This is a genomic window from Bacillus massiliglaciei (assembly GCF_900098925.1).
In the GTDB taxonomy this organism is placed as follows: domain Bacteria; phylum Bacillota; class Bacilli; order Bacillales; family DSM-1321; genus Peribacillus; species Peribacillus massiliglaciei.
The window spans coordinates 277,789-304,503 of record NZ_LT622358.1 but is presented as its reverse complement, the minus strand read 5'-3'; the positions used below and the strand labels follow the sequence as shown (position 1 = coordinate 304,503).

Annotated in this window: 28 protein-coding genes; 3 read left to right on the top strand and 25 right to left on the bottom strand. The window is 42.6% G+C overall.

Annotation, left to right across the window (positions count from 1 at the left end):
• Positions 1 to 15 precede the first annotated feature (15 nt).
• Both BQ4305_RS09910 and BQ4305_RS09905 read right to left on the bottom strand, forming a co-directional pair.
• The gene (locus BQ4305_RS09910; protein ID WP_110927653.1) at positions 16 to 393 is read right to left on the bottom strand and encodes a YppE family protein; all 378 of its coding nucleotides are present in this window, start codon (positions 391 to 393) and stop codon (positions 16 to 18) included.
• A 298-nt stretch (positions 394 to 691) separates the two neighbouring features.
• Entirely contained in the window at positions 692 to 967 is a 276-nt protein-coding gene (locus BQ4305_RS09905; protein ID WP_110927652.1) for a hypothetical protein, read from the bottom strand.
• 636 nt (positions 968 to 1,603) lie between these two features.
• Here BQ4305_RS09905 and recU point away from each other — a divergent pair.
• Both recU and BQ4305_RS09895 read left to right on the top strand, forming a co-directional pair.
• Positions 1,604 to 2,215 (top strand): Holliday junction resolvase RecU, encoded by a 612-nt coding sequence (gene recU / locus BQ4305_RS09900; protein WP_110927651.1) that lies wholly within the window; start codon positions 1,604 to 1,606, stop codon positions 2,213 to 2,215.
• Positions 2,216 to 2,242: 27 nt separating this feature from the next.
• Complete coding sequence (locus tag BQ4305_RS09895) at positions 2,243 to 4,993, top strand: transglycosylase domain-containing protein (RefSeq protein WP_110927650.1); 2,751 nt, start codon at positions 2,243 to 2,245, stop codon at positions 4,991 to 4,993.
• Between the two features lie 48 nt (positions 4,994 to 5,041).
• On the opposite strand, the gene BQ4305_RS09890 is transcribed toward BQ4305_RS09895, so the two are convergent.
• The 18 genes from BQ4305_RS09890 to BQ4305_RS09800 all read right to left on the bottom strand — a co-directional run bounded on the left by BQ4305_RS09890 (position 5,042) and on the right by BQ4305_RS09800 (position 21,647).
• Positions 5,042 to 5,560, bottom strand: a complete 519-nt coding sequence (locus tag BQ4305_RS09890) for a YpoC family protein (RefSeq protein WP_110927649.1) — start codon at positions 5,558 to 5,560, stop codon at positions 5,042 to 5,044.
• Positions 5,557 to 6,216 carry an endonuclease III gene (nth, locus tag BQ4305_RS09885; protein ID WP_110927648.1) on the bottom strand — a complete coding sequence of 220 codons (660 nt, stop codon included), beginning with the start codon at positions 6,214 to 6,216 and terminating at the stop codon, positions 5,557 to 5,559. The genes BQ4305_RS09890 and nth overlap by 4 nt, the downstream gene beginning before the upstream one ends.
• A gap of 22 nt (positions 6,217 to 6,238) precedes the next feature.
• Positions 6,239 to 6,922, bottom strand: coding sequence for a DnaD domain-containing protein (locus BQ4305_RS09880; protein ID WP_110927647.1), 684 nt, complete (start codon positions 6,920 to 6,922; stop codon positions 6,239 to 6,241).
• A gap of 158 nt (positions 6,923 to 7,080) precedes the next feature.
• Complete coding sequence (gene asnS / locus BQ4305_RS09875) at positions 7,081 to 8,373, bottom strand: asparagine--tRNA ligase (protein WP_110927646.1); 1,293 nt, start codon at positions 8,371 to 8,373, stop codon at positions 7,081 to 7,083.
• A 243-nt stretch (positions 8,374 to 8,616) separates the two neighbouring features.
• Positions 8,617 to 9,804 carry a pyridoxal phosphate-dependent aminotransferase gene (locus BQ4305_RS09870; protein ID WP_110927645.1) on the bottom strand — a complete coding sequence of 396 codons (1,188 nt, stop codon included), beginning with the start codon at positions 9,802 to 9,804 and terminating at the stop codon, positions 8,617 to 8,619.
• 21 nt (positions 9,805 to 9,825) lie between these two features.
• Complete coding sequence (locus tag BQ4305_RS09865; protein ID WP_110927644.1) at positions 9,826 to 10,302, bottom strand: cell wall elongation regulator TseB-like domain-containing protein; 477 nt, start codon at positions 10,300 to 10,302, stop codon at positions 9,826 to 9,828.
• A 14-nt stretch (positions 10,303 to 10,316) separates the two neighbouring features.
• The gene (locus tag BQ4305_RS09860) at positions 10,317 to 10,487 is read right to left on the bottom strand and encodes a YpmA family protein (protein ID WP_110927643.1); all 171 of its coding nucleotides are present in this window, start codon (positions 10,485 to 10,487) and stop codon (positions 10,317 to 10,319) included.
• Between the two features lie 149 nt (positions 10,488 to 10,636).
• On the bottom strand, positions 10,637 to 13,414 hold the full coding sequence (dinG, locus tag BQ4305_RS09855) for an ATP-dependent DNA helicase DinG (RefSeq protein ID WP_110927642.1): 2,778 nt from the start codon (positions 13,412 to 13,414) through the stop codon (positions 10,637 to 10,639).
• A gap of 162 nt (positions 13,415 to 13,576) precedes the next feature.
• On the bottom strand, positions 13,577 to 13,960 hold the full coding sequence (gene panD, locus BQ4305_RS09850; RefSeq protein ID WP_110927641.1) for an aspartate 1-decarboxylase: 384 nt from the start codon (positions 13,958 to 13,960) through the stop codon (positions 13,577 to 13,579).
• Between the two features lie 28 nt (positions 13,961 to 13,988).
• The gene (gene panC, locus BQ4305_RS09845; protein ID WP_110927640.1) at positions 13,989 to 14,882 is read right to left on the bottom strand and encodes a pantoate--beta-alanine ligase; all 894 of its coding nucleotides are present in this window, start codon (positions 14,880 to 14,882) and stop codon (positions 13,989 to 13,991) included.
• The gene (gene panB / locus BQ4305_RS09840) at positions 14,879 to 15,715 is read right to left on the bottom strand and encodes a 3-methyl-2-oxobutanoate hydroxymethyltransferase (protein WP_110927639.1); all 837 of its coding nucleotides are present in this window, start codon (positions 15,713 to 15,715) and stop codon (positions 14,879 to 14,881) included. The genes panC and panB overlap by 4 nt, the downstream gene beginning before the upstream one ends.
• Before the next feature lie 340 nt (positions 15,716 to 16,055).
• Positions 16,056 to 17,033 carry a biotin--[acetyl-CoA-carboxylase] ligase gene (locus tag BQ4305_RS09830; RefSeq protein WP_110927637.1) on the bottom strand — a complete coding sequence of 326 codons (978 nt, stop codon included), beginning with the start codon at positions 17,031 to 17,033 and terminating at the stop codon, positions 16,056 to 16,058.
• Positions 17,018 to 18,208, bottom strand: coding sequence for a CCA tRNA nucleotidyltransferase (locus BQ4305_RS09825; RefSeq protein WP_110927636.1), 1,191 nt, complete (start codon positions 18,206 to 18,208; stop codon positions 17,018 to 17,020). Before BQ4305_RS09825 ends, BQ4305_RS09830 begins: the two co-directional genes overlap by 16 nt.
• 8 nt (positions 18,209 to 18,216) lie before the next feature.
• Complete coding sequence (gene bshA, locus BQ4305_RS09820) at positions 18,217 to 19,356, bottom strand: N-acetyl-alpha-D-glucosaminyl L-malate synthase BshA (RefSeq protein ID WP_110927635.1); 1,140 nt, start codon at positions 19,354 to 19,356, stop codon at positions 18,217 to 18,219.
• 1 nt (position 19,357) lies between these two features.
• A complete protein-coding gene (bshB1, locus tag BQ4305_RS09815) occupies positions 19,358 to 20,065 on the bottom strand; it encodes a bacillithiol biosynthesis deacetylase BshB1 (protein ID WP_110927634.1) in 708 nt (235 codons plus the stop codon).
• Entirely contained in the window at positions 20,065 to 20,475 is a 411-nt protein-coding gene (gene mgsA, locus BQ4305_RS09810; protein WP_110927633.1) for a methylglyoxal synthase, read from the bottom strand. The genes bshB1 and mgsA overlap by 1 nt, the downstream gene beginning before the upstream one ends.
• Before the next feature lie 19 nt (positions 20,476 to 20,494).
• The gene (gene dapB, locus BQ4305_RS09805) at positions 20,495 to 21,295 is read right to left on the bottom strand and encodes a 4-hydroxy-tetrahydrodipicolinate reductase (protein WP_110927632.1); all 801 of its coding nucleotides are present in this window, start codon (positions 21,293 to 21,295) and stop codon (positions 20,495 to 20,497) included.
• A complete protein-coding gene (locus BQ4305_RS09800) occupies positions 21,288 to 21,647 on the bottom strand; it encodes a nucleotide pyrophosphohydrolase (RefSeq protein WP_110927631.1) in 360 nt (119 codons plus the stop codon). The genes dapB and BQ4305_RS09800 overlap by 8 nt, the downstream gene beginning before the upstream one ends.
• A 162-nt stretch (positions 21,648 to 21,809) precedes the next feature.
• Here BQ4305_RS09800 and BQ4305_RS09795 point away from each other — a divergent pair, with 162 nt between their 5' ends.
• Positions 21,810 to 22,682: a YitT family protein gene (locus BQ4305_RS09795; RefSeq protein ID WP_110927630.1), complete on the top strand. Its 873-nt coding sequence runs from the start codon at positions 21,810 to 21,812 to the stop codon at positions 22,680 to 22,682.
• 188 nt (positions 22,683 to 22,870) lie between these two features.
• Here BQ4305_RS09795 and BQ4305_RS09790 read toward each other — a convergent pair whose 3' ends face one another.
• The 5 genes from BQ4305_RS09790 to qcrB all read right to left on the bottom strand — a co-directional run bounded on the left by BQ4305_RS09790 (position 22,871) and on the right by qcrB (position 26,715).
• A complete protein-coding gene (locus BQ4305_RS09790; protein ID WP_110927629.1) occupies positions 22,871 to 23,548 on the bottom strand; it encodes a zinc metallopeptidase in 678 nt (225 codons plus the stop codon).
• A 71-nt stretch (positions 23,549 to 23,619) separates the two neighbouring features.
• Positions 23,620 to 24,417, bottom strand: coding sequence for a sporulation protein YpjB (gene ypjB / locus BQ4305_RS09785; protein ID WP_110927628.1), 798 nt, complete (start codon positions 24,415 to 24,417; stop codon positions 23,620 to 23,622).
• A gap of 73 nt (positions 24,418 to 24,490) precedes the next feature.
• Positions 24,491 to 25,081 carry a lipoprotein heptaprenylglyceryl N-acetyltransferase LhaT gene (lhaT, locus tag BQ4305_RS09780; RefSeq protein WP_110927627.1) on the bottom strand — a complete coding sequence of 197 codons (591 nt, stop codon included), beginning with the start codon at positions 25,079 to 25,081 and terminating at the stop codon, positions 24,491 to 24,493.
• A 132-nt stretch (positions 25,082 to 25,213) separates the two neighbouring features.
• Positions 25,214 to 25,981: a menaquinol-cytochrome c reductase cytochrome b/c subunit gene (locus BQ4305_RS09775; protein WP_110927626.1), complete on the bottom strand. Its 768-nt coding sequence runs from the start codon at positions 25,979 to 25,981 to the stop codon at positions 25,214 to 25,216.
• 59 nt (positions 25,982 to 26,040) lie between these two features.
• A complete protein-coding gene (qcrB, locus tag BQ4305_RS09770) occupies positions 26,041 to 26,715 on the bottom strand; it encodes a menaquinol-cytochrome c reductase cytochrome b subunit (RefSeq protein ID WP_110927625.1) in 675 nt (224 codons plus the stop codon).

The window sequence follows — 26,715 nt, the reverse complement described above, 5'->3', positions numbered from 1 at the left end:
TTTAGTGAACGATTCTTATTCCTCTTCCACTTTTTTAGATATTTCATCCTCTGTATTTTGAAGAATAAACCTGACTGATTGAATATGGCTTTTAAATCTTTTATAACTAGTTTTTGGAAAAAAACATTGAACAGCTACATCTGCTAAATTGCCTGCTGTCTGTTCGATTTGGCTCGGGTACAGATGACGGAAACTTTCCTTAGCCATCCAGCCTTTCATCCCTTTTTCCCAAGTCTTGCAGTCATCGATTACCTGGTCAGCAAATGGTTTAACCTCTGAATAAAAATCAGGTTCTTTGCCATCGCTTCTTACGTTTTCATATTTTTCATCAATAGACCTCGTATAGTCCAAAAGTTTTTTCGTCAGCTTATGAAGCTCCTTATGCTGTTCCATGGCTGTCCCTCCCTGTTTCTTTTATTATAATTTATTGCTGTACAAAAGAAAATGCAGCCATTTTAGGCTGCATAATTAAAAGTATAGGATTCAAAGATCCGTTGTATTTTCTTACAAAGAATTTTTTTGAGAAGTGTCCTTCGTTTTAGGACGCAGCAGCGGGCAGTCTTATTCCCCCTTCACTATACTTTTAATTTGGGTCAACACGGGGACATTAAGCAAACCATACGCCTCATATTATCCCGGTAAATCACCTATAATACCAACAGCTTTATTTTAATTAATAGTTGGAATTGCATCAATATCCTAATTTAGGTTCCGCCTTGATTGACAGCTCTTTTCGATTCGGTTTTTCAGAAAGAGGATGGCTCCCCCCAATGACCCAATTTAACGAGGATTCCGCTTGATCGATCGCTTCCTGGGCGGCATGTATTAAAGAATATTGTTCTGCCCACATCTTACAGCGTTTGAAATTAACCGTATGCAAGTATTCCTTTTCCAACCGGTCAAGACTGGCACTAATCTCATCTATCATTGCCTGTATTTCTTGAGTATCCTCGGAATTCTTACCCATATCGATCCCTCCTCTTGATACCTGTACTATTCGCTTTTCCTTTTCGCAGACCTTCATCCTTGACAAAAGTAGTAGTGTCTCGGCAAAGAAAGTGGAAATATCATCTTTTCAATCCCCCTTCGACATACTTACCGCCATTTAGAAGAATAATGATAAAGGGAGGTGAAATAAATGAGATCGGAAGACAGCAAACAGCAGAAACAGCAAAAGCAGCAGAAACCTCCGAAAACGAAAGCTGGCCAAGGAAATCCAAAACTTACTGGCGAGAACCGCCCGGCAGAATAAAGTCGCTAAAAAAAACAGGTGCTGCAAACGCTGCATCTGTTTTTTTAGCTATACAGAAATAGCTCCCGGGTTTCTTAAGAACAAAAAAACGCAGAAAATAAAATGGCTGGCCATACCGGCTGCATAGAATTCCTTTATTATTCTTATATATTGCTCCCATAAAATTCATTTCTTTTCGGTATTCTTTATCGCCTGACCTCCCCGCCTTCTTTTTTGCCTGTATAACCGTTTTCAGCAGCTGGTGATATTGTTGTCAAATAAACGTCACAAAAGGAATGAAAAGTTCATTTTATTCACCTTTCTCTTACTTTTTTTGCTATCATAGATAGGTAAAAAAAAGGAGGGGGTATTTTGGCCTTTCACTATCCTAATGGACGAAAATTTCTTTCGAAACCTAAGGAGATACAAAATCGCCTGCCCAAAAAAATGAGTTACAGCAATCGCGGAAAAACATTGGAAGACGACCTTAACGAAACAAACAAGTACTATCTTGCCAATGGGATTGCCGTCATCCATAAAAAGCCTACACCAATTCAAATCGTTAATGTGCATTATCCTAAACGAAGTGCTGCCGTCATCAAAGAAGCGTATTTCAAGCAGGCGTCCACGACAGACTATAATGGCGTATACAAAGGCCGATATATTGATTTCGAGGCGAAAGAGACGAGAAATACAAGTTCTTTCCCATTAAAGAACTTTCATGAGCACCAAGTGATCCATATGAATAACGTTGTCAGCCAAGGAGGCATTGCTTTTGTTATTATCCGATTTTCCTTAACAGATGACCTCTATTTGATGGAAGCAGTCCATCTCTCTTCTTTTTGGCAAAGAATGAAAGAAGGCGGCCGAAAATCAATCAGCTTAACGGAGGTTATTGAAAACTCATGGAAAATTCCGCTTGGCTTTCAGCCAAGAATTGACTATATTAAGGTAATAGATTTACTGATCAAGGAACATGAATAGTTTGTTTTAGAAAGGCAGGTAGCTGTAATGGCTGAAGAATATAAAACAAGAGAAGAACGCCGGAAAATGGCAGCAAAATCTAGTGATAAAAATGCGCCTAAAAATAATTCCGGCAAAAAATCGAAAAAGCCAAGGAATCTGTTCAAACGTGTCATTCTCATTCTGCTGACAATCGGCATTATCGGACTGATTGCAGGCGGAGCAACTTTCGCCTACTATGTCAGCGGTACACCTGAGCTGGATGAGAAGCTGCTTAAAGATCCGGTTTCTTCTAAAATATTAGACAGCAACGGAGAAGTATTGGCTGAACTCGGTACAGAAAATCGTGACTATGTGAACTACGAAGACATACCAAAAAAAGTAGAAAATGCTTTTCTTGCCACAGAGGATGTTCGATTTTATGAGCATTCCGGAATTGACTTTCGCCGCTTAGGCGGTGCTGTCCTGGCGAATTTCACCAGCGGATTTGGTTCTCAAGGAGCCAGCACCCTTACACAGCAAGTTGTCAAGCGTTCTTATTTGACACCTGACAAGACCATTAAAAGGAAAGTTCAGGAAATGTGGCTTTCCCTTCAATTAGAACGTAAATATACAAAAGAAGAAATTTTTGAAATGTACGTCAATAAAATATTCTTTGCCAACCGTGCAAATGGTATTTTGACTGCTTCCAGAACCTATTACGGGAAAGAATTAAAAGATCTTGAAACAAATGAAATTGCTTTGCTTGTCGGACTGCCTCAAAGCCCTTCAAGATATAATCCGTATACCCACCCTGAACGGGCGAAAGAACGGCGGGATGTAGTTCTTCACCTGATGAACAAACATGGATTCATCAGTGAAGAAGAAATGAAGAAAGCGCAAGCCATCCCTGTCATGCAGGGGATTATCGAAAAAGACACAAGTCAAATAGATACTACACCATACGATGCCTATATTGACCAAGTCATTGAAGAAGTACAAGGAATGGGCGACTATAACATTTTTACAGATGGTCTAGAAGTTCATACCACCATCGATAAGGATGCACAGGAGTATGTATACAAACTGCTGAACAGCAATGATATTATAAAATATCCTAGCGAAAAACTACAGGCTGGTATCACCCTGCTTGACACTAAAACAGGTGAAATCAAGGCAATCGGCGGCGGCAGAAACACGAAAGTAAAGCGCGGCTTCAACTTTGCGACTGATGCCAAGCGCTCACCAGGTTCTACCATTAAGCCGATTATCGATTACGGTCCGGCTGTAGAATATCTAAACTGGTCTACGTATCAGCCAATCAAGGACGAACCTTATTCTTACAGTAATGGCACTCCGCTTAAAAACGCTTCAGGAAGCCATTACGGAACTGTAACGGCCAGAGAGGCGCTTGCACGATCTCTGAATATACCGGCCTTAAAAGCACTTCAAGAAGTTGGTCTGGACAGGGCTAGAGAATTCGCGGTCGGACTGGGCATCCCTTTCCCTCAAGATATGGTTGAATCAGCTGCCATTGGCGGTGGAAAGGATATCTCAACTCTTGAACTTGCCGGTGCGATGAGCTCATTCGGTAATGAAGGTATCTATAACAAACCGCATACTGTTTCGAAAATCGTCCTTCGTGATAAGACAACCATTAAAAATAAAGTGGAATCCAAAGCCGTTATGAAAGATTCTACAGCTTTTATCGTGACGGATATGCTAAAAAGTGTTCTAAATGAAGATTATGGAACCGGCCGCCTAGGAAAAGTCCCAGGACTTCCTGCAGCAGCAAAAACAGGGTCAACTAATTTCACACCTGAACAAAGAGCTCAAAATAACATTCCTTCAAACGGAGTTAAAGACAGCTGGATGACAGGTTATACAACGAACTACACAGTCGCCATTTGGGCAGGCTATGAAAACAAAGCAGGAGAAAAAATGGAATACCTTGGTGATTCTTCACAGCGGATTCCGAAATACCTGTTCAAAAATATCATGCAGCATATGGCCACCGGAAAGGAAACAAAAGATTTCACAAAACCGGACAGTGTCGTGAAAGTGGATATTGTAAAAGGATCTAATCCTGCCGTAAAAGCTAATCAATACACACCGAAGGACCGCATTTCATCAGAGTATTTTGTTAAGGGCCACGAACCGACCCAGGTAACAAAAGAATTCACTAAGCTTAAAGGACCAAGCGGTTTCAGTGTCACTTATGATGAAGAAAAACAAGAAATTCATGGTTCTTGGAATTATTCAGATGAGGGGTCACCTGACTTTGAAACAAAAGTTTCCATTGAGGGCGGCGGGGAACAAGTATTGTCTGTTTCCGGCGATACATCCTTCAGCATAAAAGATCCGCAGCCGGGTAAAAAATACAGTTTCAGTGTTACCGCTATATTAGATGGCCAGCGCAGTGATCCGGCTAAGCAATCTGTAACGATTCCGGAACAGACCGAGGAAGAAGCGGAAGAGCCGGATGAAAATGAAGAAGAAATGGAAGAGCCGGATGAGAATGAGCAAGAAGCGGAAGAACCGGATGAAAATGAGAATGAAAATGAAAATCCAGCCGGAGATAACAGCAACCAGGACGATCAAAATAATGGACTTCCTGCTCCTGACAATGGCAGTCCTGATGAAAATAACGGCAATAACGGGAACAACAATGGCAATATAAACAACGGTAATAATAACAGCAGAAATGAAAATAATGGAAACAATAACAATCGGGGAAATGGAAATGATACTGGCAGCAATCCTGGGGATACTCAGCAAGAAGGCGGCCAAGATTCAGATCCAAATGATGATAGCAATTAATCCCCTGCAAAAAAGCCTGAGCGAAATCGCTCAGGCTTTTTTATCGGTCTATTTTCTTTTTATTTCCATAATGGAAAAACTTTTTTCCAACTCAAGAAAAAGCTCCCCCACCTGAATAAAAGCAGGATATAAGTTAGGATACTTTAAAATAAATTGCAGCCGCTCATTTGCATTAAATGGTTTATACGTGAGGTTTACCAAATCATTGTCAAAATCTGCGAAATCAACAGGCTTCCGATTCATCCAAAATAGGGCAGAAATAAAAAGCGCTGTCCCCTGCTTGAGCAAATTCCCTGCCTTCTGACTTTGACGGTTCTTATGATACTGTAAACAAATTTCCTTCAGCTGCTTCCACTGAAGCAAAAGTTCCGGAACATGTCCCTGTACATGAGTCCATGGTCTATAGGCATCCCTTTCAAGATAATACAGAATTTCATAAGGAAAATAACCTTCCAGACTCTTGTTCTGCCATTCCTGAAAAAGGGCAGGGTTCAAAAGAACTGATGGCTCCTCATAAAAGAAAGGATGAAATATGAAGTACGGAACCTCGAGATTACTTATAGTCATTTCCCGTCCCTTTTCCGTTTCATTCTTTTCTTTCCTTCCCTGCACACTTCAAGTAAAGGGCATTCGCCGCATTGCGGAGATTGGGCCTTGCAATGATATCTGCCAAAAAATATCATCCTGTGATGTGTCACAGACCATTCCTCTTTCGGAACTTTGTTCATCAATGTTTTTTCAACTTCCAGTACACTGTCCTTCCACCTGCAGATCCCCAGTCTTTTAGACACCCTCTCCACATGAGTGTCCACAGCAATGGCAGGGATATCAAAAGCGACTGAAACAACAACATTCGCTGTTTTGCGCCCTACTCCCGGAAGCTTAGTCATTTCATCCCGATCTCTTGGGACTTCGCCATGATACTCATCAAGAAGCAGCCGGCATAATTTTTGGATATTTTTTGCCTTATTCCTATATAAGCCGATTGAACGGATATCGTTTTCCAGCTCTTCAAGAGGAACAGCCAAATAATCTTCAGGGGTTTTATATTTCTGGAATAAATCCTTCGTTACCTTATTTACGAGTACATCCGTACATTGCGCCGAAAGAGCCACCGCTATAACCAATTCAAAGGGGTTGGAGTGGTTTAATTCGCAATGGGCATCAGGAAACATTTCCCCCATTTTATCAAGGCAAAACCGAATCTGAGTTTTGTTCAACATACTATTTCTCCTTTAAAGCGTATCACTGTTCCAGCCAATTATAAAAAGGCACATCTTTCAACGGTTCCTCAGGGGCCTCTCTTTTATCTCTTCGCTGATATGCCCGAAATTTCTGGGAATGGTCCCGGGCTTGTTCAAGAGTTTTTATCCCGCTCTTTTTCCATTCAAAAAGAATCCGGTCGATATACCGGAAATTAAGTTTTCCGGAAACAACCGCTTCCTTTAAAGCTGCCTTGACTATGTCCGGCTGATGATCATCCTCCATCCACATGGCCAAGGTTTCACATTCAAATGGTGAGAGCGGCCTTCCAAATTCTTTTTCAAAAACCGTATAAAGACTGCTGGCCGTTTCTGCCGTCTCTTCATTTTCAATTTTATTTTGCATCTTCAAAAAACAATCGAGCATTTTTTCATAAAGTGAATCAAGAGTATAGTACTCTTGGTTGTTCTCCCCTTCTATGTGGATGTAGCCTTTTTGGATTAACTTCTGAATCATGAAAGCACAATCTTCTTCCTGCAGTGACATTCTTTCGGATAACTGCGAAGGTGCCGGATAGGGTTGACCTTTATCAATGAAGTTTTGAAGCTGAAGCAACAGCACAAGCTCCTGTTCATTTAACCCCAACGTTCTGTAATGTACAAGCAAAAAGGATGGAACCGTTATGTTTCCTTCCTTGAACCATGCATATAATTGATTTTTTTTCATATGAATCGACACCTCAGTATAAGTATAACAGAAATAGACGGCCGCGAGTATGCTATACAAGGGTGGAAAAATAAGAGAGTTCCATCCTTCTTAGTCAAATGCGACAAAAAAAGTTATCCAAGGCAAAAGCCATGGATAACCTGAGAAAAACTAAACTTTTATGGATATAATCTGTTAAGCAGACGAGGGAAAGGAATCGTTTCTCTGACGTGCTCAACTCCGCTTAACCATGCTACAGTCCGTTCAAGACCAAGGCCAAAGCCTGAATGCGGAACAGAACCGTATTTTCTTAAATCCATATACCATTTATAGGCTTCTTCATCCAGCCCGTGTTCCGCGATATTCGCTTCAAGCTTGCTATAGTCATGAATCCTCTCTGAACCGCCAATTATTTCCCCATACCCTTCTGGGGCAATAAGGTCTGCACATAATACGACCTCTTGACGCTCAGGATCTGGCTGCATGTAGAATGGCTTAAGAGATGTTGGATAATGGGTGATAAATACAGGCATATCGAAACTTTCAGCGATTGCTGTTTCATGCGGCGACCCAAAGTCGTCTCCCCATTCAATATCAGTAAAGCCTTCTTTATGAAGGAATTCAATCGCCTTATCATACGTAATGCGCGGGAAAGGCGCTTTAATTTTTTCTAATTTAGCTGTATCTCTCTCAAGTGTCTTGAGGGCCAGTCCGCAATTTTCCAAAACAGAGCGGACAATATGAGAAACATATTCCTCCTGCACTTTTAAATTATCATCGAATTGATAGAAAGCCATCTCTGGTTCTATCATCCAGAATTCAATCAAATGGCGCCTAGTTTTTGACTTCTCCGCACGGAATGTCGGACCAAATGAGAATACTTTACCCAGTGCCATCGCTGCCGCTTCCATATAAAGCTGACCGCTTTGTGACAGATAGGCATCCTCATCAAAATATTTCGTAGCAAAAAGCTCTGTTGTACCTTCCGGAGCACTTCCAGTCAGAATCGGCGGATCCACCTTTACAAAGCCCTCTTGGTTGAAAAATTCATAAGTAGCCCGGATAATTTCATTTCTGATCTGCATAACTGCATGCTGCCTTTTTGAACGGAGCCATAAATGACGGTGATCCATCAGGAACTCCGTGCCATGGGCTTTTGGCGTAATTGGATAATCCACAGACTCACTTATGATTTCAAGATTATGTACAAGCATCTCATACCCGAATGGAGAGCGTTCATCCTTTTGGATAACTCCCGTTACGAATACGGAAGATTCCTGCGAAACCGATTTCGCATTGGCAAAAACTTCTTCCGCCACATCAGCCTTCACAACAACTCCCTGCATAAAACCCGTTCCGTCGCGGAGCTGTAGAAAAGCAATTTTTCCGCTGGAACGCTTATTGGCAATCCAGCCTCCTATCGTTACTTCCTGATCTACATACTGACTTGCTTCATGTATTGTAATTTTCACGAATTTCCCTCCAAGATCACGATCTAAACTAAACTCTTGTTTTTCACCTTATTCATTATACCTATTGAAAGCCCTACAATCAACAAATAGACAGAGGTTCCTAGAGAGCTGCCAGTCCATTTATGAAGGCTTAGTACTGTTTTGATCTTTTCTTCATATAAAAGATTGAGGACGCACTGTCTTAAACTTATCCTAATTGACGCTTAAAAGCACGCATTAAGCGTGCTTTTAAACGGTCATTCTTCAGGCATTTATTTTAGAAGTGACAAAAGTGCGGATTCTTTCCACTGCACTGTCCAGTAACTCCAAAGAAGTGGCATAAGAAAGACGGATATTTTCCGGTGCTCCGAATCCAGATCCTGGAACGACTGCAACCAAGGCTTCCTCAAGCAAGGCGGAAACAAACTCATCGACATTGTTATATCCAGTCATTTCTGCCGCTTCTTTCACATTAGGGAATAAATAGAAAGCCCCTTTTGGTTTGATGCAGCTGATACCCGGGATTTCAACCAATTTGTCATACGTCTTGTTCAAGCGTTCTTCAAACGCCTTCCGCATTTCTTCAACAGGCTCCTGCGGTCCTTCATATGCTGCAATTGCTCCATATTGAGCTGTTGTTGTCGGATTGGATGTACTGTGGCTTGCCAGGTTAGTCATTGCTTTGATGATTGTTTCATTTCCTGCTGCATATCCGATTCTCCAGCCTGTCATGGAATGGGATTTGGAAACACCATTTATAATGATGGTCTGTTCTTTTAGTTCTGGTGAAATTTCCGCAATGGAAACATGCTGAGCCCCGCCGTACACCAGTTTCTCATAGATTTCATCCGAAATGATCAACACATCATGTTCAAGGCAGACTTTCCCCAAAACCTCTAATTCTTCTCTGCTATACAGCGTTCCAGTCGGATTGCTTGGAGAGTTAAGTATGATCGCTTTTGTCTTAACGGTTATTGCTTCTTCAAGCTGCTCTTTCGTAATTTTGAACTGATTTTCTTCTTTGCCCTTAATATAGACGGGAGTCCCCTCTGCCAGCTTAATTTGTTCCGGATAGCTGACCCAATAAGGGATTGGCACAATGACTTCATCTTGCTCATCTAAAATAGCCTGGAACAGCGTATACAGAACATGCTTGGCACCGGAGCCTACAAGAATTTCGGATGCTTTATATTCAAGTCCCTGATCCTTCATCAGCTTGGCAGCAATCGCTTCTTTCAATTTAGGCAGACCAGCTGAAGGCGTATACTTCGTTTGTCCTTCATTCATCGACCTTACGGCTGCATCGATAATATGCTTAGGCGTATTAAAATCGGGCTCTCCTGCTCCAAGACCGATTACATCTAGACCTTGTGACTTCAATTCCTTTGCTTTGGCTGTAATCGCCAGTGTTGTTGATGGCGTTAATGATTGAACCCGATTCGCTAATTTCATGACTGAATGAACCTCCTATTTCTAAATGCTGCGGTAATATTTTAGCCATTCACCCGTTTTAAAATCATAATAGTCGTAATTATACCGTTTGGATTCATCCAGATAGGTTACTTCCCAAAGCGGAATATTTTCTTCCATGCCTAATTTAATAGAAATGATTTTTTCAGGATTCAGCTTTTTCTCCGCAATTTCCTTAATCTCTTTTTCTGTCTTGCCAGATTTATATTTTTCGGTGACCGTTTTCCCATTTTTCTTTTCCGGAACCCAAACCACCTGTTTTTCACCAGAATCCGTTAAACCAATAATGATCATATAGGAATCTTTTCCATTATACATATAATAATCATCAAGGGTTTTGATATCACTTACGGTTTTCGCTTTTTCAAATGCTGCTTCAGCCATTTCCTTTTTTGGCTGCATCGCTTTAAAATAGGCGGCAGCTACAAAGCCTCCAAAGGCAAGGACAAGGACAGAAGCAATAATTAACCATTTTTTCAAGTCGGTCCCTCTTTCTATGTACGGTATATCGTAAAAATCGCTTTCTCCTTTTCTTCTGGATCAAGGGCCAGTCCAAACATTAAATCCTGCCGTTTCAGATTGCGGTTTAATGCATCGACAATTTTATACAGATCAGGGGAGTTTTCAACCCTGACAGTTGAGATGATTTCGATTTTGCTTTCCATAAATAGATTCCTCCCATCATCAGAAAATTGCCAAAGAAGCGGCATCACTGGCTTTCAGCTGTTTCTACCCTTCACATTATATCAGTTCGCTCCTCTTTTTTGTTTAAAAATAATGACAAAATTTAATAAATATAGGGAGGACAAAAGGTTCAAACCCACTGTTCGATTTCATTTGACATCTCAGCGATCGAAAGCTGCCTCCATTCCACTTTAGGAATAGAATTCCGGAATTCTGCTCCATATCTCGCACTCATGACCCTTCTGTCCAAAATAACCATTACCCCTCTGTCTTCGGAAGTTCGGATCAGCCGGCCAAAACCTTGGCGAAATCTCAAAATAGCTTCAGGCAAAGACAAAGCAGAAAAAGCATTCTTTCCCTGCTCTTCGAGAAGTTCGCGTTTTGCCGCGTGTACCGGTTCATCTGGCGGTGAAAATGGCAGTCTTGCCATGATGAGACAGGATAAATCCTCACCCGGTATATCAACCCCTTCCCATAAACTTGTTGTGCCAAAAAGAACAGCTTTGTCAAAAAGCTGAAAATTGCGAAGCATTCTATGTTTGCTTCCGCCCGAAACTCCGTGGGCAAAAAGGGTATATTCATCGAGAGCACCGGATTCCTTAATAATGGAATAGGTATTCTTCAGCATTTCATAGGAAGTAAATAAAATCATGGTTCTTCCTTTGGCAGCCTGTACAGCAGCGATGATATGATTGGCTGCCAGTTCAGAATACTCCTCCATTGAAACAGACTGTATATCCGGAATATCAGACGGCACAAGAATCTTCGCCTGGTCAGAATAAGTAAATGGCGAAGGAAAACAGGCACTCTTGACAGAATGATCCTCAATGCCCATTTCACGTTTGAAATACTCAAAGGATTGTTTAACCCGTAATGTTGCAGAAGTCATAATGATACTGTGCTGAGGGGCGAAAAACGCCTCCCAGATTTCTTTGCTTCCGGCAATCGGCTGTTCCATAAGACTGATTCCCTGTATGGAAGAGCTGCTTGCATAATCAATCCAGTAAATATTGTCTTTCTTTGGCCGTAAGAAAAACTCACTCATAGAATCTTTTAGCCTTTCCAGTTCAAACAGGGTGATTTCCATATCATTTAAGTCAAACAGGGCATTTTTACCAAACTCCTGATTGGCTTCTTTCAGCTGGCCCAACACAGCTCCTGCGTCATTAAGAAATCCGGCCAGCAGGGCAATTAACCGTTCTGCTATAAGGCCGGCCGTTTTCCACCTGGCCTCTCCGGCTTTGAAAGAAAATCGAGCCGGTGCAGCCGTTCTGCCTGATTGTTCTAATTGTGATCCCAGCGTAAAAAACAGCTGGTCGAATTCATAAGAGAAGTCGTTCAGCCGGCTGTCCAGCTTCTCCAAAAGAACAGAAGATAGGCCTGCACCCCTGAGCAGCTTGCCAAACCGGTATAAAAGAAGTTTTTGTTCCGAATGGCCGAGACGATTCATCAGGGTCTTCACCGTAATATAGTCCAGTCTTCTGCCAAGCTGCTTCGACGCGGCCTTTGCTAAATTATGCGCCTCGTCTAATACAATGTATCCATGTTTTGGAAACAAAGGGTCTTGATTAACAAAATCCGCCATCAAGAAGGCGTGGTTCGTGATAATTAAATCTGCATTGGCTGCTGTGCGCTTCGCCTTTTCGAAGAAATCCATCACCATCCATGGTTTTTTCAATCCTTCGTACGTCAGGCCGTCACTCTGAAGTCTTTCCCAAAACAGCTGTCCGCCGCTTGATAAATTCAGTTCATCTCTGTCGCCTGTTTCTGTTTCTGTCAGCCAGATAAGAATTTGCATCTTGGCCATAGCAGTTTCATAATTGTCTTCTTTTCCCCTTAGTGCACGTTCAAATTTAGCCATGCTTAAGTAATTATTTCTTCCTTTTAATAAGACGGCCTGAAAAGGAAACGGAAGGATTTCCTTGAGTTTGGGAATTTCTTTATTCAAGAGCTGGTCCTGAAGCTGCAATGTATAAGTGGAGATAATAGCCGGAGTTTGATGTTTTTTTGCAAAATAAGCGGCCGGAAACAAATAGCCAAGGGATTTTCCAATTCCGGTTCCTGCTTCTATCATGGCATGACGCCCTTCAGTAAAGGATTCATAAACCAAATCCATCATCTGCAGCTGTCCGCTTCTTGCTTCAAATTTTGGAAAGGCCTTCTGCATCATCCTGATTTTCTCTGAATCATCATTTGGATATTCATTCTGAAAGCGCAGCTCTTCATTTTTTGGCTCAGTTTTTTTAAAAGCGATCCCTCTGTATGTAACAAGATTCTCCTGATGCTGCTCCGCCTTGGAAAGTTTTTTTGCAATACATTCCGAAAGCAATTCTGATATCTCGCTTTGCAGGGAGAAAGAAAGCCGATAGAGCTGTTTCAGCGTCATGACTGGAAGATTGAACATTTTTTTCTTTAATTCCAAGAGCAGCAAAGCAGTCGCATAAGCATCGCTGTCAGCCTGATGCGGCCTGTGATGAGGCAGTGCAGAGGCCTTTGTAAGCTGCTGTAATTTATAGCCTTCTGCCGTCGGTTTCATGATTTTGGCCAGCTCCACTGTGTCCAGCGTTGAACCGTAAAAAGGTTCATACCCGCAGCGAATGAGCTCTTCCTGAAGAAAAGATAAATCAAACAAAACATTATGAGCTACAAAACATGCTCCTTCCAGAAGGCCTGCGATTCTTTCAGCCACTTCTTCGAAGATAGGGGCATCCTTGACTGTTTCATCACTGATGCCCGTCAGCTCTTCTATAAAAACGGAAATTTCCTGACCTGGATGGATATATGTAGAATACTCCTCAACAATTTCATCATTTTCAATGACAACTCCGGCAAATTGAATAATCCTGTCGCCTTTTTTCGGGGAATTCCCTGTCGTCTCTAAGTCAATCACAATATATTTCTGTGTCATTATTATACGCTCCACTCACTAACTATTTCCTCACCTTTTTATACCATACTACCTGTCAGAAATAAAATCAGAAATCTAAAGCTAATGGAATCATCCTGCCTCAAATATCAAAAAAGGCCGCCTCATCACAGTCGAGCATAGTTGATGAGGTCGGCCTTAGAACTACATGACAGCAGCTTCCGGTTCGTGTGTAATCATTTCGGTTATTTCATTATTTTCATTCATAATAGCGACTTTTGGTTTATGTCCTGCTGCTTCTTCATCTGAAACAATGGCATATGACATGATAATCACGATATCATCAGGCTGAACAAGACGGGCTGCAGCGCCATTCAGGCAAACAACCTTGCTTCCTCTCTTGCCGGCAATCACATATGTTTCAAAGCGGGCGCCATTATTATTATTGACGATGGCGACTTTCTCATTGGGCAGAATCCCTACTGCCTCGATGATTTCCTCATCAATCGTAATGCTGCCCACATAATTTAAATTAGCCTCCGTGACCCTCGCACGGTGTATTTTTGCGTTCATCATTGTTCGAAACATACCTTTTCCCCCCTGCTGTACAATTATTTTATGCTTCTTTTCCTGTCTGTTCGAATGCAGACTGATGTTCTCTATCCTTAATGGTAACAATCATATTATCAATTAATCTTGCTTTTTGAAATTTAACTGCCAAAGCAATAATGATCTTGCCTTCTAGCTTTTTCACGGGTTTCAGTTCCGGATACGCAAGAACTTCTACATAATCTATGTCTGCCCCAGTTTCACTGATGATATGGTTAGAAACGGTGCGTAAGATGATTTCCGGGTCTCTTTCCCCGGAATCGATTGCTTCTTCTGCTTTCAGTAAAGCCTGGTACAGTTCTCTTGCCCTGACTCTTTCATCCTGCAGGAGGTAAACATTCCGCGAGCTTTTTGCAAGCCCGTCTTCTTCCCTTACAGTAGACACTGGGACAAGTTCGATTGGGAAATTAAAATCATGAATCAATCCATCGACGACTGCTACCTGCTGGGCATCTTTCAGTCCAAAATAGGCCCTGTCAGGCTGGATAATATTGAATAATTTAGTCAAGACGGTTGCAACCCCATCAAAATGGCCGATTCGGTTTCTGCCGCAAAGACAGTTCACCCGTTTTTTTACAACAGCCGTTACAGACGGTTCATCACCGTACATTTCATGAATCGTTGGATAAAAGAGATAATCTGCCCCGGAATTTTCTGCCGCTTGCTCGTCATGTATGAGGTCTCTGGGATACGTTTCCAAATCTTCACCCGGCCCGAATTGCAGAGGGTTCACAAAGATGCTCAGGACCACAATATCATTCATTTCCCGTGCTTTCTGCAGAAGACTCATATGACCTTCATGCAGATAGCCCATCGTCGGGACAAATCCAATGCTTTTACCAGTTTGTTTTTCCATACGGACAGTTGATTGCATGTCATGAATCGTTGTAATAGTCTTCATTTTTTTCCTCCATACAGAGCGGCCACTTGTTCTTCTTTCATCGCGAAACTGTACTTTTCAGAAGGAAACGTACGGTTTTTCACTTCATTCACATACTCAGCAATGGCCTGATGAATCATTTGATCGGTATTTGCATATACTTTGACAAATTTCGCCACACGGCTGACCCCATACGTTACAAGATCATGGTAAACCAAAACTTGCCCATCCGTTTCAGCCCCTGCCCCAATTCCGATTGTCGGAATAGTCAAAGCCTCTGTAACAAGACTCGCAACCTGATGCGGAACACATTCAAGGACCACAGCCGCCGCTCCGGCCTCTTCACATTTCTTTGCGTCCTCCACCAGCTTCCTTGCTGCTTCCGCACTCTTTCCCTGTACCTTATAGCCGCCAAGGACGCCGAATGACTGCGGTGTAAGCCCAAGGTGTGCAACCACCGGGATGCCGGCTTGTGTCAGTGCATAAATTTTATTGATAACATCATTAGCCCCTTCCACCTTAACCGCATCTGCATGCCCTTCCTGCATGATTCTTGCAGCGTTTTTCAGGGTTTCATCCAAGGAAAGATGATAACTCATAAAAGGCATATCCGTTACAACAAAAGTATTCGGAGCTCCTCTTCTTACCGCTTTAGAATGGTGAATCATATCCTCTACAGTGACTGGAACGGTTGAATCATAACCAAGGACAACCATTCCTAATGAATCCCCTACCAAAATCATGTCCACTCCGGAATGTTCTGCCTGCCGCGCAGATGGATAGTCATAGGCGGTCAGCATTACGATCTTTTCACCCGTTTCCTTCATTTTTGTAAAATCACCAATACGTTTCATGTTGGATCCTCCTTTTTTAGTGGAGGAGATGAATGATTTTTTCTGCAAAAAAGAGACAGCAAGGAAATAGAACCCTCAGAAATCCAAAGGCTGCTCTATACCTATTACTGTCTCTTCATCAACATTTTGAAGTTTCATCCCTCCGTCCCCGTCCATCATCATGGATCAAGGCAGAATTAGTATTGTTTTTTACGAACAAAGGTGCAGTTCAATAAGATACTGCCCACTTGAATTATAACAAGTCATACGTAAAATATCTATGTCTATCGAAAAAAAGGAAAGCTCCAGATGACTGGAGGGATGCAAACCAAATCGACTTCTCTGCCTATAAAAAAGAACTTCACACTTCAATGTCAGCTGAATAGACAGAGTGCACTTTCCCATCCTCATCTTCCAGCAAAAGTACTCCTGCATCCGTTATGCCGAGCGCCTTTCCAACTATCACAGAATGAATGGTTGTCGCCTTGATTTGCTGGCCAAGACTGATTGCATAGGCTTCCCATTGTTCTTTAATCGGTGCGAATCCTTCTTTTAAATATAAGAAATATAACTCCTCCAGATGATAGAGCACGGCCTGAACCAAGTTAGCCCGCGAGATCCTGTTCTGTCCTTCAATAAAGATGGAGGAAGCCTTATCTCTCAAATCTTCCGGGAAGTCTTCTGTCTGTTGGTTCACATTGATTCCGATTCCGATTATCACAGAATGGATTTGATCTGATTCAGCCTGCATTTCTGTCAGTATGCCGGTGATTTTTTTCTTGTTCAGCAAAAGATCGTTCGGCCATTTTATATGTGGCTGGAGACCGCTTACTTCTTTTACAGCCTTTACAACGGCAACAGCAGCCAATAACGTGAGCTGCGGCGCTTGATGGATGGCAATCTGGGGACGAAGGATGGTGCTCATCCAAATACCGCTGTATTTCGGCGAATGCCAAGGACGCATCAGTCTTCCTTTGCCGCCGGTCTGTTCCTCTGCAAGAACAATCGTTCCTTCGGGTGCACCGTCTGTGGCAAGCTGATGAGCGATTTTTTGGGTGGAGTCCACTGTCTCTTCATAATGAATGTGCTGGCCAAGAACTTTGGATTTCAGACCAAGCTGTATCTCATTTGATGTAATTTTTTCAGGAGCGGAAACAATTCTGTATCCTTTTTTCCTGACGGCCTCCAGTGTATAGCCTTCGTTTCTCAATTCTTCGATATGCTTCCAGACAGCTGTACGGGAGCATCCAATATGGTCGGCGATTTCCTGGCCGGATATAAAGGAGCCCTCCGCATTAGAGAAGGCCTCCATCAGTTTTTTTCTTAAATCAGATTGCATTGCCGGAGCCACTCCCTTATCTCGGTTTTATTATTGTGAACCTTTTGTGTAAGTACCGCGGACAGAGCTTGGTCCAGAGAATCCTTCACCCAAGGCCCCCCGTTTTTCCCGCTCCATTGCAGCAAATCATTCCCTGTTACGTCCAGTTCCTTTTTGTCCTTTATTACCAAACGGTCATAAGCTTTTCCGACATCTTCGCCCATCACGGGGTCTTCGTTATGTAAGCAGGCCCACACTTTTCCAGCTTCCACAGCGGCCGTTCTGCCGGCACTAAATAACTCCAGCTCATTCCCGGCAAAAAAAGGAGTTTTTAAGGCCAGGCGGCAAATTTTTTTAATTTTTTTCATTTTCTTAACCGGCATTTTCCAAGCTCTTAATAGATGTTCCTCTGTTTCTGATTCAATATGAAAAAGCAGCAGCGCCCATACCTCATCTGAGTTCAGCTGTTCAAGCGGATACTCCAAAAGCTGCGCTATATTGTCCCTCTGATCTCGAAAACCGGGCAGATATTCATGAATATTGCTTTCCAGCAGCATTCTGAGCGCTGCGGCTTTAAAAGGTCCGGCCACTATTTTTTCAAACTCAGAAAAAATCCGCTCCATGGCTATGTTTTGTAATAGGGCTCCGTGAGTCTGCAATGAATGAAATGCTTTGTCATCTACGCGGAAACCAAGCTGACTTACAAAGCGGATTGCCCTCATCATCCTAAGCGCATCTTCGCGAAACCGATCTTCAGGATTCCCGACCGTTTTAATGATACGGCTTTCTATATCCTGCCGGCCATTATAAGGGTCAATCAGCTTTCCCTGTTTATCCATCGCTATGCTGTTCATTGAAAAATCTCTTCGTTTTAAATCTTCTTCAAGGGATCTTACAAATGTAACGGCATCCGGCCGGCGGAAGTCACTGTACCCGGTTTCCGTTCGGAAGGTCGTGACCTCATAAGAAGATCCCTCTTCAAGAACCATGATTGTGCCATGTTCAATCCCGACATCCACTGTTTTTGGAAAAAGGCTCTTTACCTCTTCAGGAGTTGCCGAAGAAGCAATGTCAACGTCATGTATCGGCCTGCCGATTAAATGGTCGCGTACACAGCCGCCTACAAAATAAGCTTCATACCCTGCCTTTTCCAATTTATCCAGAACAGGAACTGCCTTTCTAAATAAATCGTCCATGGAATGCCTCACTTTCTTTTTAGAGAATCTGTCAGCCCGGCATAAATCGCTTCATACTGTGCTGTGATGATGTCAGATTGAAACTTTTCCTGAACCCGCAGAAGTGATGCTTCAGAGAATGATTGATGAAGTCTGTCATCGCTCAGTATTTTAACAGCTTTCTCGGCAACATCATTAATATCCCCAAGCTTGCATAAATAGCCCGTCTTCCCATCAACGATGACTTCAGGTATCCCTCCGATATCCGTGCCAATAGCCGGCACTCCGCATGCCATTGCTTCCAGAAGGACAAGACCGAAGCTTTCTTTTTCTGATAATAAGAGGACCAAATCGCTCATTGAATAAAGCTCGGCCAAATTATCCTGTTTGCCCAGGAATAGCACTTGGTCCATGATTCCAAGTTCACGAACCTGCTTCGTAACTAATGTCATTTCCGGACCGTCTCCAACCAAAAGCAATTTTGACGGGACCTTCTCTGCTGTTAAAGCGAACGCTTTAACAACATCACCGACCCTTTTTACAGAGCGGAAATTAGATACATGAATAAGTACCTTCTCCTCGTCCTTTATGCCAAAATCTCTTTTCAAATTGGTCGAATCGACTTTATGATAATCACGCTCATCAATGAAATTGTAGACAGTCGAAATTTCTTTATCAGGATCAATAAGCTCTTTCGTTTGATCTACAAGGGCGTTTGATACTGCGGTTACAACATCAGATTGCTCAATTCCGTACTTGATCAAGTTATTCATAGACGGATCATAGCCCAGGACCGTAATATCTGTTCCATGTAGAGTAGTGACGATTTTCACATTGCTTCCTGACATCTGTTTAGCTAATATAGCGCAGACAGCATGCGGGATGGCATAATGCACATGAAGAATATCCAAGTTTTCCCTTTTGATCACTTGAGCCATTTTATTTGCCAAAGCCAAATCATACGGCGGGTATTGAAAAACGGAGTAGGAATTGACCTCCACTTGATGGTAATAAATATTATGGTACATTCTGTTTAGCCTGAAAGGCAAGCTCGTTGAAATAAAATGAATTTCATGACCCTTTTCAGCCAAAAGCTTTCCGAGTTCAGTTGCTACGACCCCTGAGCCTCCGACTGTCGGATAACAGGTTATTCCAATTTTTAATTTCATATCATTCTCCTATTAAATCAACGTTTAAGAGAAGCGGCTTTTTAGACATAAACCCTTCCGCAAAATCAACGCCCACTTCTTTCCCAAACAATTTTTCACGGGCTGCCACTGTTTCTATATAGCCATTTACTAAAGGTGTATCCGCCGATTCGGCACTTTTCGTAAATTGACTGCGATACGCCCTGAGACTTTCTAATTTTCTTTCCATTTGTTCAGATATATCTACTGCAAAATCAGGTTTATGAAAACCATTGATCATATAGAAATATACTGCCTCTGCCCGGTGGGCCGGCAGCCCAGATTCCGCATTGTATTTTTTTACGCCGGCAGAAAAGACTGCTTCTTCAACCAGTTTTGCTGCATTCCCATGATCAGGATGACGGTCAACCAGATAAGGCGCAAATACGATTTTAGGTTTACAGCTGCGGATGACAGAGACGATTTGCTTAATATAATCTTCTTTCATAAATAAGCCTCTGTCCGGCAGATCGAGTGAAAGACGGTCAGCACCCAAAATGTCAGCTGCTTCAGCTGCTTCTTCCTGCCTGATGGCAACCGTTCCATTCGAGGACATCTCAGCCTTGGTCAAATCGCAGATCATTATTTTTCTGCCCTGGCTTGCATACTTGGCGATGGTTCCTCCCATGCCGATTTCTGCGTCGTCAGCATGTGCTCCAAAAGCCAGTATCTCATAATTTTTCTTGTCCATTATTCCTCACCTTGTTCATGTATAAGTTTCCGCCATGAAAGATGTCCTTCCTTAAGTCCCTTTATCAACAGCTCTGCTGTACCCATATTTGTAGCTAAAGGAATTTGATAGACATCTGCCAGACGGATTAGTGCAGTTACATCCGGTTCATGCGGCTGCGGAGTCAAAGGATCACGGAAAAAAAGGATCATATCCATTTCATTTCTGGACACGAGTGCTCCGATTTCCTGATCCCCTCCCAAAGGACCGGAGTTAAAACGATGAACCGAAAGAGACACTTCATCTATAATTCGTTTTCCTGTCGTACCTGTTGCAAATAAGTCATGTTCTTTAAACACATCTCTATATGCCGTTACAAAACGGACCATATCTTCCTTCTTCTTATCATGAGCAATCAGGGCTATCTTCATCGTTTTCCCTCCCAATGGGTTATTCTATAATATTTTCGAGGCCGTACACTAAAACATCCAGTTTCATCACTGTTTCAACAGCCAATTTCACGCCAGTCATGAAAGAAGCCCGGTTAAAGGAATCATGGCGGACTGTCAGCAGTTCACCATCACTTCCAAATAAAACCTGCTGATGAGCAACAAGGCCGGGCAGTCTTACACTATGTATTTTCATTCCATCTACATCAGCGCCGCGCGCACCAGTCAAGGTCTCCTTCTCATCAGGATGGCCCTGTACTTTCGCTTCTCGAACAGCTGAAATCATATCAGCAGTCTTAGCAGCGGTTCCGGAAGGCGCATCCAATTTCCGGTCATGGTGCATTTCAATAATCTCAACATCCCCGAAATATTTAGAAGCCATCTGCGAAAATTTCATCATAAGGATGGCTCCGATCGCAAAGTTAGGCGCGATGATACAGCCAAGACCCTTCTCAGAAGTAATTCTTTCCAGTGTATCAAGGTCTTCCTTTGAAAAACCGGTTGTTCCGACTACTGGCCTGATCCCATGTTTCAAGGCAGTTTCCGTATGATACATTCCTACTTCAGGAGTTGTCAGGTCAATAAGAACATCCGCTTCAATATGGGAGAAACATTCTTCCACATCAGAATAAATCGGTGCATCGAATCCCTGAAATCCTTCCAGCTCAGAAAGATTCATACCATTATGTTTCCGGTCTATAACGGCCGCCAGTTCAAAATGAGCCGTTCTGTCAACAAGCTTGACCGCTTCCTGCCCCATTCTTCCCCTCGGTCCCGCTACGATAATTCTTACATTATTCATGATTGTCTGCTCCCTCATTCTCATTTGAAATTTTTGTCCATCTGTCTTTGTCTCTAGTCCTAAACTTTGTCATAACCGTATCATGAGACTTTTGCAAATCCAAGCCAAGCGAATTGGCAAAACAAATCAGAACAAACAGCATGTCTCCAAGCTCTTCTTCCACTGTATTTGCTTCTTCACTTTGCTTCTTAGGCTTTTCCCCATAATAGTGATTGACTTCTCTGGCGAGTTCTCCAAGTTCTTCAGACATACGGGCAAGCATGGCTAAAGGGCTGAAGTACCCTTCCTTGAATTGACTTATGTATTGATCGACCTCATTTTGCATATCCTGGATCGTTTTCTGTCTTTCCATCTTCCCACCCAATCCTTTGTGATTGTGATAAATAGTCTACCTCTTACATGTTAGCTAAAAGTTAATCATCTGACAACAGATACGCTGTCTGGACAAAATTGCCGCTACTTCACAATTTCTGTATAATAAGGGAATTGACACATAAAATTTCGGAGGTATTTTATGAATCCCAGGCTAAAAGTTAAAAACGTATTGTTCATTCTGCTCGGAGCGGCTATTTTCGCGTTCGGTCTGGTTCATTTCAATATGCGAAACCACTTGGCTGAAGGCGGCTTTACAGGACTTACACTGATTATTTACCAGCTGACCGGTTTTAACCCGTCCTATTCCAACCTTTTGCTCAATATTCCCATTTTCTTTTTGGGCTGGAAGTATCTTGGTAAAACATCATTTTATTATACAATAATCGGCACTGTCGGGCTTTCCTTCTGGCTGTGGATATTTTCCCGATATCAGCTGGAAATCGAACTTGGTAATGATCTAATGCTTGTCGCTTTGTTTGCCGGTGTCTTCATAGGAATAGGGCTTGGCATCATTTTCCGATACGGCGGCACAACAGGCGGAGTCGACATCATTGCCCGTTTCGCTTTCAGGTATTTAGGGGTCAGCATGGGACGCGCTATGTTTATCTTTGATGCAGTCGTAATCATTTTGTCCATTATTACCTATCTTGGTTACCGTGAAGCCATGTATACATTGGTTGCTGTCTTTATCGGCGCCAGGGTGATTGACTTCATGCAGGAAGGAGCCTATGCAGCAAGAGGCGCGCTGATTATCAGTGAAAAGAATGAAGAAATTTCTTCTAAAATTATGAAGGAAATGGATCGCGGCGTAACGGTTCTGAGAGGATACGGGTCTTTCACGAAAACAGACCGGGAAATCCTCTATTGTGTTGTAGGAAAAAATGAAATCGTTCGATTGAAGAACGTTATTATTTCTGTCGATCCTCATGCTTTTGTATCTGTCAGCGAAGTTCATGACGTACTTGGCGAAGGCTTTACTCTGGATGAAAACAAAAATCCCATTCAGTCTTAAACAAACGGCAGGCAACCTTCTTGAAGGTGCCTGCCGTTTTTGTTTAATAGCTCTGTTTTAATTCAACATCGTCAGTTTTATGACAGGAGCTTACAAAGGAGTATGTCAATTGCGAAACTGGCCCCTCAGAGACATAACAAATAATATCCAAAAGAAAAGAGGCTCCCAGCAGGAACCCCATTTTTCACTTATTCATCACTGCTTCTCATCCCTGTATAAATCATCACCAGACGGACAAGTTCTAACACTGCAACAAGAGCAGCAGCTACATAAGTGAGAGCCGCAGCACTTAATACCTTCTTCGTTTCCCTCTCTTCATCATTGCGAATGACTCCCAATGAGACAACTTGATCCATTGCTCTGGAAGATGCATTGAACTCAACAGGAAGCGTAATGACTTGGAACACCACTGCCGCAGCCATGAAAATAATCCCTGCAAGCAGCAACGGTTTCAACGAAGCAATGATTCCGATAAGTATTAAGATCCATGATACATTAGAGCCAAGGTTGGCTACCGGAACAAGCGCATGACGGAAGCGCAGAAAGGCATAGCTTTCTTTATCCTGAATCGCATGGCCGACTTCATGCGCCGCCACTGCTACGCCTGCAAGAGAATGGCCGCGATAATTATCCGTTGACAGACGCACGGTTTTATCTCTAGGATCATAATGATCAGATAATACGCCCGGTGTCTCTTCCACTCTTACATGAAACAGGCCATTTTGATCCAGAATTGCCCTTGCTGTTTCAGCACCTGACATTCTTGAGGAAGCTGGAACCTGTGAATATTTTTTATATGTGCTTTTGACTTTCATCTGCGCATATAGAGGGATTAAGATGATAATCGCCAAATAGATGAAAAACATTAGTTTCCTCCTAAACCTTATCGTTTAATTATATATTAAAAAACCATGGAGCCTATGTCAATTATAGTGACTCACCGGTCACTGCCCTTTCTTGCCCGGCCGTCCTTCCTCTGGTCCCCATTATATTTTCTCCATCCGACATAAGAAAGTGTCATGATGATAATACTTCCTGTCGATATTATCACCCACCAAAGTGAAGGATCTGTTTCATCTTTCCCCATCTCATCAAAAATCACCTGAAAATCTGAATGCAATTGGGCCATTTCTTTCTGACCGTTTTTATCATCCATTAGCTGAGGCCGATATTTATGAAGGAACTGGATTCTTGTATCAAGCTGCTGAATCGTTTCTTTTGAGAGATCCACCTTTAAGCTTGGATAAATCAGTTCATATTGATTGAGAAGATCTGAAAGGGAGGTCTGTAATTCTTCCGTGTCTTTTTTCTGAAGCGCATCTTCTGTCTGATTGAAAGCTGCCATCATCCGGTCTTCCATTTCCGTCCATAAAGGCTGGTGCGATGATTCGAGTGCATCCACGGCCAGCCTGAATTTAGTTACCGCATTGATTTTCTCCGTATCCGGACGGGCTGTATCTGCTACTGCATCCAGCGCTTCCTGATGGGCAGCAGATATAATTCTTAACTCGTCCATATTCATGGCTGTATGATCAGCCTTAATTTCCAAGAATAGCAAAGAAAAGTATTTCAGCATTTTTTCTGAATCGTCATAGCGCTTCAGCTTAGCCATTTCAAGTGCTTTGTCCGAAATCTCGTCAAGTTTTACTAATCCTGAAGAGGTGTTGGCATAGACAGGGGTTTCTGCTCCAATGAATAATAAAAGAATAATGAGCAATAAACATTTTTTTACCATCCTCTTGTCCCTCCTCGTCTTACTTAACGATATGAGAGACCCTAACCGAGTAGACCTTCTTCTGACAATTTAATTACAGGTCAAGCACCAGGCGATTCTTTCGATAGCCAACATACCAGGCAATAAAGATGGAAAGAATGCTAAGCCAAAATGTAAAATATCCAATTTGATCTATGTATTTCATTAAATCTCCGTAACGAGGCATCATATCAAATACGTAATCAATGATGTCGTTATGTACAATCAAAATAGCCGCTGCAGCGAGATGCCAGCTTTTTATTCTATAGAAAGGTGCATATAAAAGTCCTTGAACAGCCATGCCCAAATGTGAAGCAATCAGCATGTAGCCTTGCCAAGGCAATGAACCAATTTCTTGCAGCGTCAGCAAATTCATGACCACCGCCCAGATTCCATATTTAAATAAGGACGTTACCGCAAGTGCCTGCATCAGCCCCCAATTTTTCCTTAATAAAAAACCCGTTAATACAAAAACAAAAAACAGACTGGCAGTCGGGCTGTCCGGTACAAAGGCCAGAAAGACAGCAGGGGTTTCAGCTAATTGATAGCCGTACCAATAATACCCATAAATTGTGCCGATTACATTGATGACAAAAAGCATCCATAGTACCTGCCTGCTGGCAAGCAAAGCATAAATCATGTTCATGTTCTTCCCTCTTTTTCTTTCAGGTTAGATTTCCAGTTTACCTTCTATGTCTATCATACCTTAAATTGGCTTGCAGGAAATCATTCAAGCCACAGAAAAACTGACAGCCAGAACAGCTGTCAGTTTTTCTGTTTATTCTGATTTTAATTCAGATATATATTTAGCGAGTGTTTCCAGTTCTTCATCATTTCCTTTAAAGACACCCGCAGGCATTGCTCCTTTTCCTTCTACAGCAATCTTAGAGATTTCCTCAGGGCTTAATCCTGTATCAATCAGTGAAGGCGCGGTGGCACTGCCCGTCAGCTCAGCACCATGACAGCTGATACAAGTATTATCTTTTACAAGCTGATACCCTTCACTCTCTTTATCAATTTCCGCCCCTTCTACGATAGCCCCCTGCTTCTTCGATGCCTCCCAATCGTGATGGGCAGCCGATTCCCAAGTAAGATAAAAGATACTCGCAACAGCCAGCAACATAAAGCCGATGGTGAACGGACGCTTGGCAGGCCGCCGTTCAGGTCCTCTGTCAATGAAAGGAGCCAGCAGGAGCGAACCGAAGGCAAGGCCCGGAATGATCATCGAACCTATAATATTGTACGGGCCGGAAGCATACGTGTATTTCAATAATTGATAGAGAAACAGGAAATACCAATCCGGAAGAGGAACATACGCTGTATCAGTCGGATCCGCTATTCTCTCCAACGGCGAAGGATGAGCGACTGTCAGGCATAGGTACCCGATTAGAAAAACGGCTCCGACCATCCACTCCTTTAAAAGAAAGTTCGGCCAGAAGGCTTCCGTTTTTCCCGGATATTCCGAATAATCTTTCGGAATATTCGGTTTACGATCAGCAGAGATACGTGAATCTCCGACAAACTTCATCCCTTTCCCACGATGCATTGGGCAATCCCCCTTCTTAATGAAATCTTTTTTGGTTTTTCCATGGCTGATATTTCGTATTACAGCGGACCGGAAATACCCTGTTTACGGATCATTAAGAAGTGAGCCGCAATCAGTCCAAGGAGTGCTGCAGGAAGAAAAAACACATGGATGGCAAAGAAACGTGTTAATGTCTGCGCTCCAACGATAGTAGGGTCCCCTGCGATTAACGTCTTTAGGGCCGGTCCTATTAAAGGAACCGATTCTACGATGGTTAAGGTAACTTTTGTAGCAAATAGCGCTTTCATATCCCAAGGAAGCAAATAACCTGTCAAGCCCAGTGCCAGCATAATAAAGAAAATAAGCACTCCGACAATCCAGTTTAATTCGCGGGGCTTCTTGTAGGCCCCTTGGAAGAACACGCGCAGGGTATGTAAAAACATCATAACAATGACCAAGCTTGCTCCCCAATGGTGCATTCCGCGGACGATTTGTCCGAATGCCACTTCATTTTGCAGATAATACACAGATTCCCAAGCGTTTTTAATATCCGGAACATAATACATAGTCAGGAACATGCCTGAGAGGATTTGGATGACCGTAATAAAGAAGGTCAGTCCGCCGAAACAATAGACAAAGGCAGAAAAATGATGTGCAGGGTTAACATGTTCCGGAACCTCATGGTCAGCGATATCCCTCCACAGCGGCGTAATATCTAAACGCTCATCAACCCAGTCATAGATCTTATTAAGCAT

Bases quoted from the DNA above. Each gene is read 5' to 3' on its own strand.
- bshB1 (WP_110927634.1), bottom strand. From the start codon at position 20,065: ATGGACAAGAAAAATTATGAGATACTGGCTTTTGGAGCACATGCTGAC.
- panB (WP_110927639.1), bottom strand. From the start codon at position 15,715: ATGAAACGTATTGGTGATTTTACAAAAATGAAGGAAACGGGTGAAAAG.
- BQ4305_RS09830 (WP_110927637.1), bottom strand. From the start codon at position 17,033: ATGCAATCTGATTTAAGAAAAAAACTGATGGAGGCCTTCTCTAATGCG.
- panC (WP_110927640.1), bottom strand. From the start codon at position 14,882: ATGAAGACTATTACAACGATTCATGACATGCAATCAACTGTCCGTATG.
- BQ4305_RS09795 (WP_110927630.1), top strand. From the start codon at position 21,810: ATGAATCCCAGGCTAAAAGTTAAAAACGTATTGTTCATTCTGCTCGGA.
- qcrB (WP_110927625.1), bottom strand. From the start codon at position 26,715: ATGCTTAATAAGATCTATGACTGGGTTGATGAGCGTTTAGATATTACG.
- BQ4305_RS09895 (WP_110927650.1), top strand. From the start codon at position 2,243: ATGGCTGAAGAATATAAAACAAGAGAAGAACGCCGGAAAATGGCAGCA.
- mgsA (WP_110927633.1), bottom strand. From the start codon at position 20,475: ATGAAGATAGCCCTGATTGCTCATGATAAGAAGAAGGAAGATATGGTC.
- BQ4305_RS09910 (WP_110927653.1), bottom strand. From the start codon at position 393: ATGGAACAGCATAAGGAGCTTCATAAGCTGACGAAAAAACTTTTGGAC.
- lhaT (WP_110927627.1), bottom strand. From the start codon at position 25,081: ATGAACATGATTTATGCTTTGCTTGCCAGCAGGCAGGTACTATGGATG.
- nth (WP_110927648.1), bottom strand. From the start codon at position 6,216: ATGTTGAACAAAACTCAGATTCGGTTTTGCCTTGATAAAATGGGGGAA.
- ypjB (WP_110927628.1), bottom strand. From the start codon at position 24,417: ATGGTAAAAAAATGTTTATTGCTCATTATTCTTTTATTATTCATTGGA.
- dapB (WP_110927632.1), bottom strand. From the start codon at position 21,295: ATGAATAATGTAAGAATTATCGTAGCGGGACCGAGGGGAAGAATGGGG.
- BQ4305_RS09880 (WP_110927647.1), bottom strand. From the start codon at position 6,922: ATGAAAAAAAATCAATTATATGCATGGTTCAAGGAAGGAAACATAACG.
- BQ4305_RS09825 (WP_110927636.1), bottom strand. From the start codon at position 18,208: ATGGACGATTTATTTAGAAAGGCAGTTCCTGTTCTGGATAAATTGGAA.
- panD (WP_110927641.1), bottom strand. From the start codon at position 13,960: ATGTTTCGAACAATGATGAACGCAAAAATACACCGTGCGAGGGTCACG.
- bshA (WP_110927635.1), bottom strand. From the start codon at position 19,356: ATGAAATTAAAAATTGGAATAACCTGTTATCCGACAGTCGGAGGCTCA.
- BQ4305_RS09890 (WP_110927649.1), bottom strand. From the start codon at position 5,560: ATGACTATAAGTAATCTCGAGGTTCCGTACTTCATATTTCATCCTTTC.
- dinG (WP_110927642.1), bottom strand. From the start codon at position 13,414: ATGACACAGAAATATATTGTGATTGACTTAGAGACGACAGGGAATTCC.
- BQ4305_RS09905 (WP_110927652.1), bottom strand. From the start codon at position 967: ATGGGTAAGAATTCCGAGGATACTCAAGAAATACAGGCAATGATAGAT.
- BQ4305_RS09870 (WP_110927645.1), bottom strand. From the start codon at position 9,804: ATGAAATTAGCGAATCGGGTTCAATCATTAACGCCATCAACAACACTG.
- BQ4305_RS09775 (WP_110927626.1), bottom strand. From the start codon at position 25,981: ATGCATCGTGGGAAAGGGATGAAGTTTGTCGGAGATTCACGTATCTCT.
- BQ4305_RS09800 (WP_110927631.1), bottom strand. From the start codon at position 21,647: ATGGAAAGACAGAAAACGATCCAGGATATGCAAAATGAGGTCGATCAA.
- BQ4305_RS09790 (WP_110927629.1), bottom strand. From the start codon at position 23,548: ATGTTTTTCATCTATTTGGCGATTATCATCTTAATCCCTCTATATGCG.
- BQ4305_RS09860 (WP_110927643.1), bottom strand. From the start codon at position 10,487: ATGGAAAGCAAAATCGAAATCATCTCAACTGTCAGGGTTGAAAACTCC.